At 65.0% G+C, this 17,874-nt stretch carries 16 protein-coding genes and 1 pseudogene; 9 read left to right on the top strand and 8 right to left on the bottom strand.

Features of this window, described 5'->3' with window-relative positions; genetic code table 11:
* The first annotated feature begins 130 nt into the window (after nucleotides 1-130).
* The 4 genes from ACVW1B_RS36860 to ACVW1B_RS36845 all read left to right on the top strand — a co-directional run bounded on the left by ACVW1B_RS36860 (nucleotide 131) and on the right by ACVW1B_RS36845 (nucleotide 3,721).
* On the top strand, nucleotides 131-856 hold the full coding sequence (locus ACVW1B_RS36860; protein ID WP_016845489.1) for a thermonuclease family protein: 726 nt from the start codon (nucleotides 131-133) through the stop codon (nucleotides 854-856).
* A gap of 144 nt (nucleotides 857-1,000) precedes the next feature.
* Nucleotides 1,001-1,834 carry an LssY C-terminal domain-containing protein gene (locus ACVW1B_RS36855; protein ID WP_229191476.1) on the top strand — a complete coding sequence of 278 codons (834 nt, stop codon included), beginning with the start codon at nucleotides 1,001-1,003 and terminating at the stop codon, nucleotides 1,832-1,834.
* Nucleotides 1,835-1,965: 131 nt separating this feature from the next.
* Nucleotides 1,966-3,150 (top strand): pyridoxal-phosphate-dependent aminotransferase family protein, encoded by a 1,185-nt coding sequence (locus ACVW1B_RS36850; RefSeq protein WP_253605354.1) that lies wholly within the window; start codon nucleotides 1,966-1,968, stop codon nucleotides 3,148-3,150.
* A 262-nt stretch (nucleotides 3,151-3,412) separates the two neighbouring features.
* Nucleotides 3,413-3,721, top strand: a complete 309-nt coding sequence (locus tag ACVW1B_RS36845) for a GIY-YIG nuclease family protein (protein ID WP_253605357.1) — start codon at nucleotides 3,413-3,415, stop codon at nucleotides 3,719-3,721.
* A 138-nt stretch (nucleotides 3,722-3,859) separates the two neighbouring features.
* Here the strand turns inward: ACVW1B_RS36845 and ACVW1B_RS36840 are convergent.
* Nucleotides 3,860-4,696 (bottom strand): annotated as a pseudogene (locus ACVW1B_RS36840) (IS5 family transposase).
* 244 nt (nucleotides 4,697-4,940) lie between these two features.
* Between ACVW1B_RS36840 and ACVW1B_RS36835 the strand changes: the two are divergent.
* From ACVW1B_RS36835 to ACVW1B_RS36820, 4 genes are all read left to right on the top strand, one after another.
* Nucleotides 4,941-5,993: an ABC transporter ATP-binding protein gene (locus tag ACVW1B_RS36835; RefSeq protein ID WP_253609827.1), complete on the top strand. Its 1,053-nt coding sequence runs from the start codon at nucleotides 4,941-4,943 to the stop codon at nucleotides 5,991-5,993.
* 22 nt (nucleotides 5,994-6,015) lie between these two features.
* Entirely contained in the window at nucleotides 6,016-7,080 is a 1,065-nt protein-coding gene (locus tag ACVW1B_RS36830) for an extracellular solute-binding protein (protein ID WP_456822824.1), read from the top strand.
* Nucleotides 7,081-7,352: 272 nt separating this feature from the next.
* Entirely contained in the window at nucleotides 7,353-9,014 is a 1,662-nt protein-coding gene (locus tag ACVW1B_RS36825) for an ABC transporter permease (RefSeq protein ID WP_253605363.1), read from the top strand.
* A gap of 183 nt (nucleotides 9,015-9,197) precedes the next feature.
* Entirely contained in the window at nucleotides 9,198-11,306 is a 2,109-nt protein-coding gene (locus ACVW1B_RS36820; protein ID WP_456822823.1) for a S9 family peptidase, read from the top strand.
* Between the two features lie 418 nt (nucleotides 11,307-11,724).
* On the opposite strand, the gene ACVW1B_RS36815 is transcribed toward ACVW1B_RS36820, so the two are convergent.
* From ACVW1B_RS36815 to ACVW1B_RS36805, 3 genes are all read right to left on the bottom strand, one after another.
* A complete protein-coding gene (locus ACVW1B_RS36815; protein ID WP_253605368.1) occupies nucleotides 11,725-12,444 on the bottom strand; it encodes a ribonuclease activity regulator RraA in 720 nt (239 codons plus the stop codon).
* Between the two features lie 101 nt (nucleotides 12,445-12,545).
* Nucleotides 12,546-14,285 (bottom strand): L-arabinonate dehydratase, encoded by a 1,740-nt coding sequence (gene araD / locus ACVW1B_RS36810; RefSeq protein WP_253609828.1) that lies wholly within the window; start codon nucleotides 14,283-14,285, stop codon nucleotides 12,546-12,548.
* A gap of 175 nt (nucleotides 14,286-14,460) precedes the next feature.
* Nucleotides 14,461-15,093, bottom strand: a complete 633-nt coding sequence (locus ACVW1B_RS36805; protein ID WP_018269422.1) for a response regulator transcription factor — start codon at nucleotides 15,091-15,093, stop codon at nucleotides 14,461-14,463.
* 154 nt (nucleotides 15,094-15,247) lie between these two features.
* Between ACVW1B_RS36805 and ACVW1B_RS36800 the strand changes: the two genes are divergently transcribed.
* Nucleotides 15,248-15,556, top strand: coding sequence for a hypothetical protein (locus ACVW1B_RS36800; RefSeq protein ID WP_253605371.1), 309 nt, complete (start codon nucleotides 15,248-15,250; stop codon nucleotides 15,554-15,556).
* A 139-nt stretch (nucleotides 15,557-15,695) separates the two neighbouring features.
* Here the strand turns inward: ACVW1B_RS36800 and ACVW1B_RS36795 are convergent, their stop codons facing one another.
* The 4 genes from ACVW1B_RS36795 to ACVW1B_RS36780 are packed head-to-tail and all read right to left on the bottom strand — an operon-like array spanning nucleotide 15,696 to nucleotide 17,818.
* Complete coding sequence (locus ACVW1B_RS36795; protein ID WP_028338017.1) at nucleotides 15,696-16,013, bottom strand: hypothetical protein; 318 nt, start codon at nucleotides 16,011-16,013, stop codon at nucleotides 15,696-15,698.
* A 3-nt stretch (nucleotides 16,014-16,016) separates the two neighbouring features.
* Nucleotides 16,017-16,874 carry a CheR family methyltransferase gene (locus tag ACVW1B_RS36790; protein ID WP_253605373.1) on the bottom strand — a complete coding sequence of 286 codons (858 nt, stop codon included), beginning with the start codon at nucleotides 16,872-16,874 and terminating at the stop codon, nucleotides 16,017-16,019.
* 37 nt (nucleotides 16,875-16,911) lie between these two features.
* The gene (locus ACVW1B_RS36785; protein WP_018269419.1) at nucleotides 16,912-17,301 is read right to left on the bottom strand and encodes a response regulator; all 390 of its coding nucleotides are present in this window, start codon (nucleotides 17,299-17,301) and stop codon (nucleotides 16,912-16,914) included.
* 43 nt (nucleotides 17,302-17,344) lie between these two features.
* Complete coding sequence (locus ACVW1B_RS36780; protein ID WP_456822822.1) at nucleotides 17,345-17,818, bottom strand: chemotaxis protein CheW; 474 nt, start codon at nucleotides 17,816-17,818, stop codon at nucleotides 17,345-17,347.
* Nucleotides 17,819-17,874 lie beyond the last annotated feature (56 nt).

The raw sequence follows: 17,874 nt of genomic DNA, 5'->3' as shown, positions 1-17,874 counted from the left end.
GACGCGAAGTTGAAACTGGCGGAAACGCAACAGCACTGGCACGGTTGCCCAATTGCCCGCACAATCGTTGGGCACTGACCTCTGCACGCTAAAAGCCATTTGTACGACAAGAACCTGGCCGGGAACGCCGATGTTCAAGACGCTGCTCACCGCGGGCCTGCTGCTCTCGCTGCCGACGCTGGCTGTCGCCGCCGACATCACCGGCGTGCCGAAGATCCGCGACGGCGACCAGCTCATGATCGGCAGCGTCCGCATCCGGCTCGCAGGCGTCGACGCGCCGTCGACCGACCAGCTCTGCCTCAACACCAAAGGCGAGCGCTGGACCTGCGGCGTCGCGGCGCGCGACGAGCTGATCAAGCATGCCGGCAGCAAGAGCTGGACCTGCCACGCCCGCTCGGTCGATCGTCGCGGCCGCACCATCGCGCGCTGCGAGGTCGACGGCGAGGACATCCAGAAATGGCTGGTCGCGAGCGGCTGGGCGCTGGCCTACACCCGCGCCTCGCATGACTACGAAGCCGACGAGAAGGCCGCGCGTGAGGCAAAAGCCGGGATGTGGCAGGGCGCCTTCATCGCGCCGTGGGACTGGCGGGTGCGCAACAAGAAGACCACCGTGCTCGGCGCGGTGAAGCCGCCGGATGGCGCCAACGCGATCCTGCTCGCCTCGGCCTCCGGCCCGGTGGCGCCCTCGCCCGACTGCACCATCAAGGGCAACGTCAACCGCTCCGGCGAATGCATCTTTCACCAGCGGACCAGCCGCTGGTACGCCAAGATCGAAATGAAGATCAGCAAGGGCACGCGCTGGTTCTGCTCGGTCGAGGAGGCCGAAGCCGCCGGCTGCCGCGAGACGCGGCGCTAGTCGGAAGTGCGATTGAGTTGTAGCTTGCGACGCTCTTTATGAGGAGAAAGCCCCCACCCGGATTGCATCTTCGATACAATCCGACCTAAGAGCGAGCTTCGCTCGTCTCGACCCCCGCAAGCGGGAGAGGTGAAGGACCACGGCATGACCGATGTCGAGATCGATCCGCCTTCCGTGCGCCGGCGCAGCCGCCTCAGGCAAGCGCAGATGGCATTGCTGCTCGTCCTGGCGATCTACCTGATCGCAGCCTATCTGCTGCTGCCGGCACTGTGGACGCATTACGAGCATCAGAAGGGCCTCGCCAATCTGCCGATGGTGACGCGCACCGCGCAGGGCATTCCCGGCGATCCGATGAATGTCGGGCTGATCGGCGACACCAAGGATGTGGTCTGCGCGATGCACGAGGCCGGCTGGTTTCCGGCCGATCCGGTGACGCTGAAATCCTCCATCGAGATCGTGGGCAGCGTGCTGCTCGATCGTCCCTACAAGGATGCGCCGGTGAGCAACCTGTTCTATCTAGACCGCCGCGAGGATCTCGCCTTCGAGCGGCCGGTCGGATCGAGCGCGGACCGCCGCAACCATGTCCGCTTCTGGAAGGTGCTCGACCAGGGCGAGGAGAAACGTCCGGTCTGGCTGGGCGCTGCGACGCTCGACCGCAGCGTCGGCGTCAGCCACTACACCGGCGCGGTGACGCATCACATCGCGGCCGATCTCGACGCCGAACGCGCGCTGCTTGCCACTGACCTCGAGTCCGCCGGCATGGTCACCGCGAAATATCAGGTCACCGGCATCGGCCCGACCTTCAACGGCCGCAATGGCGGCGGCGATCCCTATTACACCGACGGCGAAATCTGGGTGCTGCGGCTGGTCGAGGCCTGCCGCAAGAACAACGGCACCGTCGAGCAGCTCCCGAGCCCCGCCGCGACCGAGTTGAAGGACCAGATCTGGCGCGCGGTCGTCGAATCGATCGGCAAATAGCATCGTGTCCCGCGGTTTTGGAAACGCTGGATTGCTTCGTCCTGCTCGCAATCGAAGCCGCGATGGAATAGTCTCCGCGCTTGACCCCTCACACGCATGATTTGCGCGCTTTATCCAAAAGGAACAGGACGATGACCGTTCGCGCGGGCCGGGAATTTCTGGCCATCCCCGGGCCCACCACGATGCCCGATCAGGTGCTGCAGGCAATGCACCGCCCGGCGCTCGACATCTACTCCAACGAGATGGTCGAACTGACTGAGAGCCTGCTGCGCGACCTCTCGAAGCTGTTCGTCACCCAGGGCAAGTCCTACATCTACATCTCCAACGGCCACGGCGCCTGGGAGGCGACGCTCTCCAACGTGCTGTCGCGCGGCGACAAGGTGCTGGTGCTGGAGAGCGGGCGTTTCGCGATCGGCTGGGGCCAGGCTGCGGCCGCGATGGGCGCCGAGGTCGAAGTGCTGAAGGGCGACTGGCGCCGCGCGATCCGTCCGGCCGAGGTCGAGGAGCGGCTGCGGCGCGACAAGGAGCACACGATCAAGGCGATCCTCGTGGTGCAGGTCGACACCGCGTCCGGCGCCTATAACGACATCGAGGCGATCGGCAGGGCGATCAAGGCCGCCGGCCATCCTGCATTGTTCATGGTCGACACCGTGGCTTCGCTCGGCTGCATGCCGTTCGAGATGGACAAATGGTATGTCGACGTCGCGATGTCGGGCTCGCAGAAGGGCCTGATGACACCGCCCGGCCTCGGCTTCGTCGCCGCCAGTGACCGCGCCTGGGACGCCCACAAGAAAGCCAATCTGCGCACGCCCTATTGGGACTGGACCGAGCGCGAGGGCAGCGAGCACTACCGCAAATATGCAGGCACCGCGCCGGTGCATCTGCTGTTCGCGCTGCGCGAGGCGATCAACATGCTGCACGCCGAAGGCCTGGAGAATGCGCATCTGCGGCATCGGCTGCTCGGCGAAGCCGTGCGCCGCGCGGTCGCGGTCTGGGCCGAGGGACAGGTGCTCGGCTTCAACATCACCGAGCCCGCCGAGCGTTCCAACACGGTGACGACGGTGACCGTGAAGGGCGCCGACCCCGCCGCGATCCAGCGCTACGCCAAGGAGAAATGCGGCGTGGTGCTCGGCACCGGCATCGGCGATTTGCAGGGCCAGGCCTTCCGCATCGCGCATATGGGCCACGTCAACGCTCCGATGATCCTCGGCACCCTCGGCGTCGTCGAGGTCGCGCTGACAGCGCTGAACATCCCGCACGGCAAGGCCGGCGCCGACGCGGCCATCCAGTGGCTCGGCGAGAACGTGAAGGCGTAGGCCGAGGCGGTCTGAGGCTTTAACCCGTCATCCTGAGGAGCCCGCCAAAGGCGGGCGTCTCGAAGGATCGACGGCCGCGCTCCCGCCGCGAGCGAATCGGAGTGCGCGGAAATAGCCGGGCCGTGCATCCTTCGAGGCTCGCTCCGCTCGCACCTCAGGATGACGGGATAGGCGTCCGCGGGATCAGAGATAGACGCTCATCCTATTGACCGTGGCGATGATTGCACCATGATGCCCTCGCGCGGTCTGCATGGATTATCGCATGGGCATCTACGTCTACATGCTTCGCTGCGCCGACGAGTCCTTCTACGTCGGCAGTGCCACGGGCGACGATCTCGCGCCGCGCATCGAACAACACGATACGGGTGCTTTCCCAGGCTACACTCATAATCGCCGACCGGTCGTCCTCGTCTGGTCGGAGTATTTCGAGCGCATCACCGATGGCATCGCGGCCGAGCGGCAGATCAAGGGCTGGAGTCGGGCGAAGAAGGAAGCATTGATTCGGCTGGATTGGGCCACGATCAGCCGACTGGCTCATCGACGCAGAACGACCCCTTCCCCGTCATCCTGAGGAGGCCGCGGAGCGGCCGTCTCGAAGGATCGGCGGCCACGCCCCCGCCGCGAGAGAATCGGAGCACGCCGAGAGATCCGGGCCGTGCATCCTTCGAGACGCGCGCAAGAGCGCGCTCCTCAGAGTCTGACTCATAAATCACCCAACCTTAGCTGCAGCCGCGAGTCTGCGGGTCAGGAGCCTGATGTGTGCAATCAGCAGCCAGGCAGCTTCGGTTGCCACCGTCGCCTCGAAGTCCTTGGCGAGGCGGCGGCATCTGCCGAATCAAGCGAATGTGCGTTCAACCACCCACCGCCTCGGCAGAAGCTGGAAGCCTTTGACGCCTTGAGGCCGCTCGACGATCTCGACAGTCCATGGACCGCAGTCTGAGAGCGCGTCGAGGAGTTGATTTCCGCGGTAGACCCGGTCGGCAAAGACGTGGCGCAGCCGGGGGAAGTTCATCCGCACGTTCTTCAGCAGCGGTACGGCGCCATGGCAGTCCTGAACGTTGGCGGGATGAACATGAACCCCGAGGAGGAGGCCATTGGTATCCGTCACAATGTGCCGCTTGCGGCCGTAGATGCGCTTGCCTGCATCGTAGCCGCGCGGTCCACCAGCTTGGGTGGTCGGCGCACTTTGACTGTCGATCACGGCTGCCGTCGGCTTCGGTGTCCGTCCAAGCTTTTTTCGCGCCCGTCGGACAAGCACGCTGACAATCCTCTGCCACCGGCCTGTATCCCGCCATCTATAAAAATAGCCCTGCACCGTCGAATAGGGCGGGAACTCCTGCGGCAACGCCCGCCACTGGCAGCCGGTCGAAACGATATAGAGGATCGCTTCGATCACACGACGCAGCTCCGTCTTACGCGGCCGGCCGCGCCGGTTCGCTCGCGGCAACAGGCGTCTGATCAGCGCCCACTCCGCATCGGTCATATCGCTTGCATAACGCAGATCGTCCCGCCGATATTGCTCCCGAGTGATCTTGGTCCAGGGCATCGTGCTCTCCCTCGAATCTTTGCAAATCCGATGGAATCACACCCCACTGAGATCACTCACCCATTTTTCAGTCAGGCTCTCAGGATGACGGAAGAGTGGTCGGGGAATAACGCAACGAAGAGGTGCCACGACTTTTTGACGGGGCACGAGCACTTTTCGTCGCCATCATTTTCCGCTTTACTGCCGGCAACAGCCGGGCACGGATCCCTGCGACACAACAAAATGGAGGGACCGCTTGGCATCGGTGGAATTGCGCGGCCTGGTCAAGCGGTTTGGATCGTTTGTCGCGGTTGATGATGTTTCGCTCACGATCGATCATGGCCAGTTGGTCTGCCTGCTCGGGCCGTCCGGCTGCGGCAAGACCACCACGCTGCGGCTGATCGCCGGGTTCCTCGAACCATCCGACGGCGAGATCCGCGTCGGCGAGCGCGTGGTGTCATCGAAGGCGCGCACGCTGCCGCCCGAGCAGCGCAACATGTCGATGATCTTCCAGAGCTACGCACTGTGGCCGCATATGACGGTGGCGGAGAACATCGTCTACGGCCTGCGCTTGCGCAAAATGGATCGCGACACCATCGCCAAAAAGCTCGCCGCGATCCTGGCGACCACCAAGCTGGAACCACTGGCGCAGCGCTATCCGGGCGAGCTTTCCGGCGGCCAGCAGCAGCGCGTCGCGCTGGCGCGCGCGCTGATCGTCGGTCCCGAGACGCTGCTGCTCGACGAACCGCTGTCGAATCTCGACGCCAATCTGCGCGAGGAGATGCGGTTCGAGATCCGCCGCCTGCACGACGAATATCGCTACACCACGGTCTACGTCACCCACGACCAGTCCGAGGCGATGACGACCGCCGACCTGATCGCGGTGATGAATGCCGGCAAGATCGACCAGCTCGGCGCGCCTGAGGACATCTATGCGCGGCCGGAATCCGAATTCGTCGCGCGCTTCATCGGCGCCGCCAATGTGATCAAGGGCACCGCGCGCGATGCGAACCACGTGGAGTTCGCCGGCGCAACGCTCGAGGTGGTCGGCGCCACGCTGACGACCGGCCAGAGTGCGCCGGTCGCGATCCGCCAGCACGAGATCCAGCTCGCGACGCAACCGCCCGCGGCAGCGCAGAACACGCTCAAAGCCATCGTGACGCGGCAGGTCTATCTCGGCATGAACCGCGACTACATGGTGGAGACCGCCGACGGCACGGCGCTGCGGGTAACCACGCCGACGGAAACCGCAGTCGAGAAGGGCAGCGAGGTGTGGCTGACCTTGCCGCCCGCGCGCTGCCGGGCGCTGAGCCGATGATAACAAGAAACGGAGCGACGCGATGCGGAAGCCGATTTCCAGACGCGATGTCCTGAAAGGCTCTGCAGCGCTTGCGGTCGGCCCGGTGTTCGCGTCACCGGCACGCGCCGCCGCACCCGAGCCGGTCGCGATCACGCCCGATCTCGTCGCCGCCGCGACCAAGGAAGGCAAGCTCGTGTTCTATTCGTCGATGGACCTGCCGGTCGGCGAAAAGCTCGGCAAGGCGTTCGAGGCCGCCTATCCCGGCATCACCGTACAGATCGAGCGCTCAGGCTCGGAGCGGCTGTTCCAGCGCGTGGCGCAGGAATTCGATTCCAACATCCACGCCGCCGACGTCGTCAACAGCGCCGATGCCTCGCATTTCATCCCCTGGAAGAAGAGCGGCTGGCTGATGCCGTTCGTGCCCGAAGACGTCGCGAAGCATTTTCCCGACAACTATCGCGACCCCGACGGCATGGCCGTGACCACGCGGCTGTGGCTGTCGTCGATCGCCTACAACACCAATCTGGTGAAGGTGGAGGACGCGCCGAAGAGCTTTGCCGACCTGCTCGACCCGAAATGGGTGGGCAAGATGGTGAAGGGCCATCCGGCCTATAGCGGCACCATCATGACCACCACGTTCCAGATCGTGCGCGAGCTCGGTTGGCCGTATCTTGAGAAACTATCCAAGCAGCGCGTGATGCAGGTGCAGTCCTCCACCGATCCGCCGAAAAAGCTCTCGCTCGGCGAGCGCGCCGTGATGGCCGACGGCAATGAATATGGCATCGTGCTCCTGAAGGAAGCCGGACAACCGGTCGAGCCGGTCTATCCGACCGAGGGCACGCCGACGATCTCGGGTCCCACAGGCATCTTCGCCGGTGCGCCGCATCCGAACGCCGCAAAGCTGTTCCAGGCCTGGCTGCACACCCGCGCGACCCAGCAATTCTTCGTCGACTTCACCGGCCAATATTCGCTGCACGCCCAGGTGCAGCCGAAGGCCGGCCGACGCAAGCTTTCCGACATCAAGCTGATGAAAGAGGATCCGGCGGGGGTGGAAGCAATGACCGAAGAGATCAAGACGCGCTATGCGCGGCTGTTTCGGGTGTGAGCGATGAAGGTCGCGGCGCACGCTTTTTTGCCTCGCCCCGCTTGCGGGGAGAGGCCGACGCGCATCGCAAGATGCGCGGCGGGTGAGGGGGACTCTCCGCGCATCCGGTATCCGCGGAAGCGGCCCCTCACCCCAACCCTCCAAGAGCGAGCTTCGCTCGTCTCGACCCCGCAAGAGCGGGGCGAGGGAGCTGAGACAGTTCACCGCGGGTCAACATGACAACAACAACCACCTCCCCCGCCTCCCGCCCCCGCATCGACTGGACACGCCCCGTGCTGTGGCTGTTCGCGGCGGTGCTCATCCTGCTGATCCTGCTGCCGCTGTCGTGGCTCGCGGTGTTCGCCTTCACCGACAAGAGCCGGCATCCGACGCTGCAAAACTTCGTCACGCTGTTCAGCAATCCCGATTTCCTCGATCCGCTGCTGACGACGGCGATCATCGCGACCACGTCGGCGCTGATCTGCTGCATCGTCGCGGCGCCGATCAGCTGGCTGGTGTCGCGCACCGACATGCCGGGGCGGCAGACCATCCGCGCACTGGTCACGGCCTCGTTCGTGACGCCGCCGTTTCTCGGCGCGGTCGCCTGGGAACTGCTGGCGGCGCCGAATTCCGGGCTATTGAACCAGCTCTACCGGCTGTTCGCCGGCGAGGACGCCGACGCGCTGTTCAACATCTATTCGATGACCGGGATCATCTTCGTGATCTCCTGCTACACGTTCCCGTTCGTGTTCGTGCTGGTGGCCAATGCGCTCGACACCATGCCGGGCGAGCTGGAAGATGCCTCCGCGATCCTCGGCGGCAATGCCTGGACCACCGCGCGGCGGGTGACGATCCCGCTCGCGCTGCCCGCGCTGGTCGCGGGCGCGCTGATCGCGTTCCTGCAGGCGATGACGCTGTTCGGCTCGCCGGCGATCCTGGCGCTGCCGGCCGGCTTCCACACCATGACGACCAAGATCTGGAGCCTGTTCCAATATCCGCCGAAGCTCGAGCTCGCGGCCGCCGCCGCGGTGCCGCTGCTGGTGCTGACCATCCTGCTGCTGCAGGGCCAGAAGGCGCTGCTCGGCCGCCGCGGCTATTCGGTGATCGGCGGCAAATATGGCGCGCCGCGCCGGGTGGAATTGCGCGGCTGGCGCTGGGCGGCGCTCGGCTTCTGCCTCTTGGTGCTGCTCAACCCGGTATTCCTGCCTTACCTCGCGCTGCTCAACGCCGCATTCTCGCCGAACGCGACCACGCTGGTGACGCCGTCGACGGCGACGCTGCACAACATCGTCTTCGTGTTCACCGAGCTGTCGTCGACCCAGCTCGCGCTCAAGAACACCGTGATCCTCGGCACCGCGACCGCGACGATCGGCACCATCCTCGCGCTCGTCATCGCCTATGTCACGACGCGCAAGGTGATCGCGGGCCACCGCGTGCTCGGCTTCCTCGCCACCGCGCCGGTCGCGGTGCCCGGCATCGTGCTCGGCGTCGGCCTGTTCCTGAGCTACACGCGGCCGCCCTTCGTGCTCTACGGCACGCTGTGGATCCTGCTGCTGGCGTTCCTCACCATCAATTTGCCGTCCGCCTATCAGCAATTGCAGGCGGCGTTCGCAACCATCCATCCCGAGCTCGAGGAGGCAAGCCGCATCCTCGGCGCGACCCGGCTGCAGGCGCTGCGCCAGATCACCGCGCCGCTGCTGCGCACCGGCGTGATCGCGACCTGGTGCTTCATCTTCATCGGCGTGATGCGGGAACTGTCGGCGGCGATCGTGCTGTTCACCTCGCAGACCAAGGTGCTCTCGGTCCTGATCTACGACCTCAACGAAGGCGGCGACCTCGCCGCGATCGCGGTGCTCGGCATCGCGATGCTGGTGATCACCTTCGCCGTGGTGCTGGCAGTGAACCGGATTCCGATGTCCGGCGGCAATGCCGGCGCGCGGCTGCGGAACGGGTAGCTCGCCCTAACCACGTCGTCATTGCGAGGAGCGAAGCGACGAAGCAATCCATTCTATCCCTTCGGGGAACGATGGATTGCTTCGCTTCGCTCGCAATGACGAGGCAACCAAGGATGCCCGCCCCATCTGGCAATTGCCACATTCATCCCGATATAGAGCGGAACCCCGCACCATGAGGATCGTGTGACCAAATCCGCCACCACAACATCGCCCCCGGTCGCGCCGCGCCGGCCGCATTCCTTCACCACCCACGGCATTGCGGTGACCGACGACTATGCGTGGATCAAGGATCCGAAATGGCAGGAGGTGCTGCGCGATCCCTCGATCCTCGATCCCGATATCCGCACCTATCTCGAGGCCGAGAACGGCTACACCGAGAGCCTGCTCGGCCATACCGACGCGTTGCAGAAGCGGCTGGTGAAGGAGATGCGTGGGCGGATCAGGGAGGATGATTCCAGCGTGCCGTCGCCGGACGGCCCGTTCGCCTATTTCCGCAAGTTCCGCGAGGGCGGCCAGCACGAACTGTACTGCCGCACGCAGCGCGACGGCGGCGAGGCCCATGTCGTGCTCGACGGCGACGCGCTGGCGAAGGACCACAAATATTTCAAGTTCGGCGGCAGCCGGCATTCCAGCGATCACCGCCTGCACGCCTGGAGTGCCGACACCAAGGGCTCCGAATATTTCTCGATCCGGGTGCGCGACTGGGCCACCGACGGCGATCTCGACGATCTCGTCGAGGAGACCGACGGCGGCGTGGTGTGGGCCGCGGATTCCAAAAGCTTCTTCTATGTCAAGCTCGACGACAATCACCGGCCGATGCAGGTGTGGCGGCACAAGCTCGGCACCAAACAGGCCGACGACATCCTGATCTATGAGGAGCAGGATTCCGGCTGGTTCACCCACCTGCACGAGAGCGCGAGCGGCCGCTTCTGCGTGATCGCGGGCGGCGACCACGAGACCTCGGAGCAGCGGCTGATCGATCTCTCCAATCCCGACGCGCCGCCGCGGCTGGTCGCGGCACGCGAGGAAGGCGTGCAATATTCGATCGCCGACCGCGGCGACGAGCTGTTCATCCTGACCAACGCCGACGACGCCATCGACTTCAAGGTCGTCACCGCGCCGCTCACCGCGCCCGAGCGCAGCAACTGGCGCGACCTGATCCCGTATCGCGAAGGCGTCTATGTGCTCGACGTCGAGCTCTATGCCGGCCACATGGTGCGGCTGGAGCGTGCCAATGCGCTGCCGGCGATCATCATCCGCGACCTCAACAGCGGCGCGGAGCATGCGATCGCCTTCGACGAGGCGGCCTATTCGCTCGACACCATGGGCGGCTACGAGTTCGACACCACCAGCTTGCGGTTTGCCTATTCGTCGATGACCACGCCGTCGGAAGTCTATGACTACGACATGGCGACGCGGACGCGGGTGCTGCGCAAGCGCCAGGAGATCCCGTCCGGCCACAACCCGGCCGACTACGTCACCACGCGCATCATCGCGACCTCGCATGACGGCGCGCAGGTGCCGGTCTCGATCCTGCATCGCAAGGACTTTGTCCGCGACGGCAAGGCGCCGCTCTTGCTGTATGGCTACGGCTCCTACGGCATGGCGATGCCGGCGTCGTTTGCCGCCAACCGGCTGTCGCTGGTCGACCGCGGCTTTGTGTATGCGATTGCGCATATCCGCGGCGGCGCCGACAAGGGCTGGGGCTGGTATCTCGACGGCAAGCGCGAGAAGAAGACCAACACGTTCGACGATTTCGCCGCCGCCGGGCGGGCGCTGATCGAGGCGAAATATACCGGTGAGAAGCGCATCGTCGGCCATGGCGGCTCGGCGGGCGGCATGCTGATGGGCGCGGTGGCCAACCGCGCCGGCGAGCTGTTCGCCGGCATCGTCGCCGAAGTGCCGTTCGTCGACGTGCTCAACACCATGCTCGACGACACGCTGCCGCTGACGCCGCCGGAATGGCCGGAATGGGGCAATCCGATCGAGAGCGAGAAAGATTTCCGCACCATCCTGTCCTATTCGCCCTACGACAATGTCGCGGCCAAGGACTATCCGGCGATCCTGGCGATGGGCGGGCTCACCGATCCGCGCGTCACCTATTGGGAGCCGGCGAAATGGATCGCGCGGCTGCGCGCCACGATGAGCGGCGGCGGCCCGGTGCTGCTGCGTACCAACATGGGCGCCGGCCACGGCGGCGCCTCCGGCCGCTTCAACCGCCTCGACGAGGTCGCGATCGTCTACGCGTTCGCGCTGTGGGCGGTCGGGATGGCTGAGAAGGCTGAGGTGTAACTTCTCCCTCGCCCCGCCCTTGCGGGGAGAGGGTGGGGGTGAGGGGCCGCCTCCGCAAACTCGGTGAAAATGAATTTGCGGAGACTCCCCCTCACCCGGCTCGCATCTGGCGATGCAATCCGACCTCTCCCCGCAAGCGGGGCGAGGTAAGCAAGAACCCCGGATTGAGCTTCGCTCCATCCGGGCTACGGATCGCAGTTAATCGCCGCACTCCCTCCCCATCGTCGTCCCGGCGAAGGCCGGGACCCATACCGCGTGATCTATCGAGCAAGGCAGTCACAGTACCACGGCACACAACGCAACTGCCAGTCTTCGCCAAACTCCTCCCTGTGGTTATGGGTCCCTGCTTTCGCAGGGACGACGGCGGGATGTATGGCGATCGCTTATCAAGGACGACAGCGTACTGTGAGACGACGAGCTATCGCCCCTTCGCCTTCCGCCACGTCGCGAAATCCTTCAGCGTCTGCTCGTCGGTCGCAGGATAGAGCCCGAAGATGCCGCGGCCGTTCTGGACCTGCTCGGTGACGAAATCCTCGAACGCGGTCATCTCGAACGTCTCGTCGGCGATCTCGTCGGCGAGATGCGCCGGGATCACGATGACGCCGTCGCTGTCGCCGAGGATGACGTCGCCGGGAAACACCGGCGCATCGCCGCAGCCGATCGGAACGTTGATCTCGATTGCCTGGTGCAGCGTGAGGTTGGTCGGCGCGCTCGGGCGATGATGAAAGGCCGGGAAGCCGAGCCGCGCGATCTCGGCCGAATCCCGGAAGCCGCCGTCGGTGACGACGCCGGCGCAGCCGCGCTTCATCAGCCGCGTCACCAGGATCGCGCCCGCCGATGCCGCGCGCGCATCCTTGCGGCTGTCCATCACCAGCACCGCGCCCACGGGGCACTCCTCGATCGCCTTGCGCTGCGGATGCGCGCGATCGCGGAACACCTCGATCTTGTTGAGGTCCTCGCGCGCCGGCATGTAGCGCAGCGTGAAGGCCTCGCCGACCATGGTCGGCTGATCCGGGCCCAGGGGATGAACATCCTGGATCATCTGGATGCGGAAACCGCGCTTGAACAGCGCGGTCGCGACCGTCGCGGTGGAGACGGATTTCAGCTTGTTGCGGGTGGTGTCGCTGAGTTTTGACATGATGATTTGTCCCCGGCTGTCATTCCGGGGCACGCGAAGCGTGAACCCGGAATCTCGAGGTTCCGGGTTCGCTTCGCGCCCCGGAACGACGGTGTGATGAACTAATAAATCGACGGCTCGCCAACCGGCTTGCCAAAGCCGGTCTCGAGGAAATCGAAGTCGCAGCCCTCATTGGCCTGCTTGATGTGCTTCGAGAACATCCAGCCATAGCCGCGCTCGAAGCGCTGCTCGGGCTGTTTCCATTCGGCGCGGCGCCTGGCCAGCTCCGCCTCCGGCACATCGAGATTGATGGTGCGCGCGGCGACGTCGAGCGTGATGCGGTCGCCGTTCTTCACCAGCGCCAGCGGGCCGCCGATATAGGATTCCGGCGAGACGTGCAGGATGCAGGCGCCGTAGCTGGTGCCGCTCATCCGCGCGTCCGACAGCCGCACCATGTCGCGCACGCCCTGCTTCACCAGCTTGGTCGGGATCGGCAGCATGCCCCATTCCGGCATGCCCGGCCCGCCCTGTGGACCGGCATTGCGGAGGATCAGCACGTGATCGACTGTGACGTCGAGATCGGGATCATCGACTGCCTTCTTCATCGACGGATAGTCGTCGAACACGAGCGCAGGCCCGGTGTGCTTGAGGAAACGCGGATCGCAGGCGCTTGGCTTGATGACGCAGCCATCGGGCGCGAGATTGCCCTTCAACACCGCGAGCGCGCCCTCCTTGTAGATCGGGTTGTCGACGGTGCGGATGACGTCGTCATTGTGGACCTCGGCGCCATCGATGTTCTCGCCGAGCGTCCTGCCTGACACGGTCATGCAGTCGAGATGCAGATGCGGCTTGATGCGGTTCATCAGGCCGGGCAGCCCGCCGGCATAGAAGAAATCCTCCATCAGATAGAGGTCGCCGCTCGGCCGCACATTGGCGATCACAGGCACCTTGCGGCTCGCGATCTCGAAATCGTCCAGCGAAATGTCCTGGCCGGCGCGGCGCGCCTGCGCGATGAGGTGAATAATGGCGTTGGTTGAGCAGCCCATCGCCATCGCGACCGTGATCGCGTTCTCGAAGGCCTTGCGGGTCTGGATCTTCTGCGGCGTGAGATCCTCCCACACCATCTCGACGATGCGGCGGCCGGCCTCCGAGCTCATGCGGATGTGGTTGGCGTCGGCCGCGGGGATCGACGAGGCGCCCGGCAACGTCATGCCGATGGCTTCGGCGATCGCGGTCATCGTCGAGGCCGTGCCCATGGTCATGCAGGTGCCATAGCTGCGGGCGATGCCGGCCTCCATGTCGACCCAATCCTTGTCGGAGATCTTGCCGGCGCGGCGCTCGTCCCAGTATTTCCAGGCGTCGGAGCCGGAGCCCAGCGTGCGGCCCTTCCAGTTGCCGCGCAGCATCGGTCCCGCGGGCAGGTAGATCGCCGGCAGGTTCATGCTGGTGGCCCCGAGCAGCAGGCCGGGCGTGGTCTTGTCGCAGCCGCCCATCAGCACCACGCCGTCGACCGGGTGACCGCGCAGCAGTTCCTCGGCATCCATCGCCAGCATGTTGCGGTAGAGCATCGTGGTCGGCTTCAACAGCGATTCCGACAGCGACAGCGCCGGCAGCTCGAGCGGAAAGCCGCCGGCCATCAGCACGCCGCGCTTGACGTCGTCGACCCGGCTCTTGAAATGCATATGGCAGGGCTGCGCATCCGACCAGGTGTTGATGATCGCGATCACCGGCCGGTCGCGCCACTCCTCCGGCGCGTAACCCATCTGCATCGCCCGCGATCTGTGGCCGAAGGCGCGCAAATCATCGGGCGCAAACCAGCGCGCGCTGCGCAATTGATCCGGGGTCTTGTTCTTCTTCGTCATCGCCATGGGTCTCGACATTGCTCGCACGCGCGCGGTCCCGGCGCGCTTGCCCTGCGTCAGGCATACACTCGATTTTCAGACATGTCGTCCCGCCCCCGGCGCAGACGTGCCGTTCGCTGAACGTGCGCCGCACACGCTCCGCAATGTGGCAATCGGAACGTAAACCGGCCCTAGGTTATTTTTGCTGCGCCGTCATCACGATGCGGACCAGATCGGCGGCGTTGCGCGCGCCGAGCTTCTTCATGATGTTGGCGCGGTGGTCCTCGATCGTGCGCGGACTGATCCCGAGATGGCGCCCGGCTTCCTTGTTGGAGGCGCCCGCGGTGAACTGCTCGAGCACCTCGCGCTCGCGGCGGGTCAGCGGCTCGCGACCCGGGAAGTGCAGCGCGGCGATCCGCGACGCGGAGGTCTCGGCCTGGCGCCTGGTGTAGGCGTCGATCGCCTCGTTCAGACGGCTCACGATCTCGTTGCCGCGGAACGGCTTCTCGATGAAGTCGAGCGCGCCGTTCTTGATGGCACTGACCGCCATCGCGATGTCACCCTGACCGGAGATCATGAAGATCGGCGCCGGATAATCCTCGCCATGCAGCTCTCTCAGGATATCGAGGCCGGATTTGCCGGGGATATGCACGTCGAGCAGGATGCAGGCTGGCGTCCTGCTGCGCGCCACCGCGAGCAACGCCGCGCCGTCCGCAAAGCAGATCACCTTGTAACCAGCGGTCGACAGGACCACTGAAAGCGTCTCGCGAACGGCAGGATCGTCGTCGACTACAAAGATTTCCCCGCGCGGAGCGCCATTTTCAACCATATGCATCGTCCATCAGTGGTGAAGCGTGCTGCCCTGACCGCACAAGAACTAACTCGACCATCTCGATCAATGGACCCGTATTTGTACGGGACGTCCGCTTAACGCACAAGTAGCACCGCGTTCCCTAAAAGTGGGGGGCAGTGGAGAAACATGCATGGAAAATGCAGCGTCGGACCGCGTTGCAGCGCGCTTGGACGAGGGCCATGATCCCTACGGTCTGATCGTGACGGACCTGGTCGCGCTGATTGGCCATGTCCAGGCGAGCCTGCGGCTGATCGAAGCGGCGATCGCGCGCGAGGCCGTGCTGGCCGAGCGGCAGGCCGACGTCGACACCGTCGTTCTCGACGACGTTACCCCGCACTATCTCACAGCATCTACCGCCCTGAAGGCATGCGATGCCGGCCTCGACGCGGCGCTCGACCGCCTGCGCGATTCCGGGGCAGCTGCGCGTCTGCTGAACTGACCCGCCGCCTCCGACAGGTTCGGCCCAATCACCTCGATCGTCCCGACGACGCCCAACCCATCAGGCGGCAATCTGTTCCACGCATCGTCCGGATTGGCCGCGGGCCTTGCCCGCCCGGTCGGATCAGTCCCTCTTGACGTCAGGCCCTGGCCCGCTCTTCGTCCGCGGACGATCGCCGTTTGCTCGGCTTGCCCTTGAGGAAACTGACGTCCATTTCGGTGCCGTTGACGCGGACCAGTTCGCAACGGCGATAGGCAAGTCCGGTCGAGGACAGCAGCAGGAAAAACTCCTTCAGGTTGAGCCCCTGAATGGAACCTTCGACCGTCAGCGAGGCATCGGTGTCCGAGATGGCATTGAGCTGGCAGTCGCGCCGCCAGGTGCCGTCGATGGCCATGATGCAGACATCGACGCCCCGGCTGAAGGTGACCCGCTCAATGGATTTGCCGTCCTCGGTCATTGCTCAATATCCGACCGCCATGGCAGGCTTCGGCATGGCGAGCCCGCTCCGCGGCCCGCTCGGCCGGTACAGGCCACGCCGCTCGGGAAGCGGCTTGAACGTGTCGGTCAGGCCGACCACGGTTTCGGCGGCGCCCAGCACCAGGAAGCCGTCGGCCTCCATCGACCGGGCGAGACGGTTGAAGATGTTGATCTTGGTGTCCTGATCGAAATAGATCAGCACGTTGCGGCAGAAGATCACGTCGAACGTGCCGAGCTGGGAGAAATCGTGCAGCAGATTGAGCTGGCGGTGCTGGACCATCGCGCGCAACTCGGGATTGACCTGCCAGAACTCACCCGACTGCTTGAAGTACTTGACCAGCATCTGGATCGGCAGTCCGCGCTGCACCTCGAACTGGCTGTAGATGCCGGCCTTCGACTTCTCCAGCACCTCCTGCGACAGATCGGTCGCGATGATCTCGACACGCCATCCGGCAAGCGCCGCGCCCATTTCCTTCAGGCACATCGCCAGCGAATAGGGCTCCTGGCCGGTCGAGCCGGCGGCGCACCAGATCCGGACGCTGCGGCGCGCGGCGCGTGCCTTCAGCACCTCCGGCATGATGGTGTCGCGGAAGTGCTCGAACGGCACCTTGTCGCGGAAGAAGAACGTCTCGTTGGTGGTCATGGCCTCGACCACCTGAACGGTGTGCGTGGACGAGCCCGCCTTGATCTTGGCGACCAGGTCGGGAATGCCGGACAGGCCGCTTTTGCGCGCCAGCGGCAGCAGGCGGCTCTCGATCAGATATTGCTTGTCCGCGGACAGATCGAGACCGGACTGGTCCTTCAGGAGCTTACGCAGATACTCGTAGTCGGGGGGCGTCACGGGAGCCTCACAAGGGACTGAATGGTGAAACTGGGTGTCAGGCTTCGGCCGACGCGTCGAGCGCCAGCAGGCCCACTTCCTGGAATTTCGCGATCACGATGTCCTTGTCGAACGGCTTCATGATGTATTCGTTGGCGCCGGCATGCAGCGCCCGCGAGATGTGGTCGATGCCGTTCTCGGTGGTGCAGAACACGACCTTGGGCTGATCGCCGCCGGGCATGCGGCGAAGCTGCACGAGGAATTCGAAGCCGTCCATGACGGGCATGTTCCAGTCGAGCAGCACGGCATCCGGCAGAGCGCGCTTGCAGGCTTCGAGCGCGACCGCACCGTCCTCGGCCTCGATGACGGTGAACTCCATTCCTTCCAGGATGCGGCGCGCGATCTTTCGCACCACGCCGGAATCGTCGACGACGAGACATGTCTTCATGTGTTGGCCTCCTTGTGGAATCCACCGTCTCCGCGGTGGAGTGTTACGCTGCAGCAGCTGTTTTGGGCACCAGTTCGAGCACGCGATCGATATCGAGGACGACCATGAGCTGGCCGTCGAGGCGGTGGACGCCGCCGGCGAGCTTGGCCATGCGGGGATCGAGGTTGACCGGGTTGTCCTCGCGGCTGTCGTCGGAGAGCCGCAGCACCTCGCCGATCTGGTCGATCAACAGGCCATAGGATTCGCCGCGCTGGTCGACGCCGACCGCCATCGGAGGCTCACCGTCGTCGGCCTTCGGCAGCCCGAGCCGGGCGCGCATGTCGACCACGGTGACGATACGGCCGCGCAGATTGAGCACGCCGGCGATCTCGCTGGAGGCCAGCGGCACCCGCGTCAGCCGCTCCGGCATGAACACGTCCTGCACCCGCGAGATCGGCAGGCCGAACAGCTGCCCGCCGATCACGGCGGTGACGTATTCGGCCATCGCGCCTTCGCTTGTCTCGGTCTTGCTGGTCATCGATGAACCTTTTGTTTGAGCATGATCCGATCGGAAAACCGCTTCACACTTTTCCG

Source organism: Bradyrhizobium sp. USDA 4502 (assembly GCF_054063355.1).
Note: the sequence above shows the minus strand (reverse complement) of the source record. Positions and strands in the feature narration are given on the sequence as shown.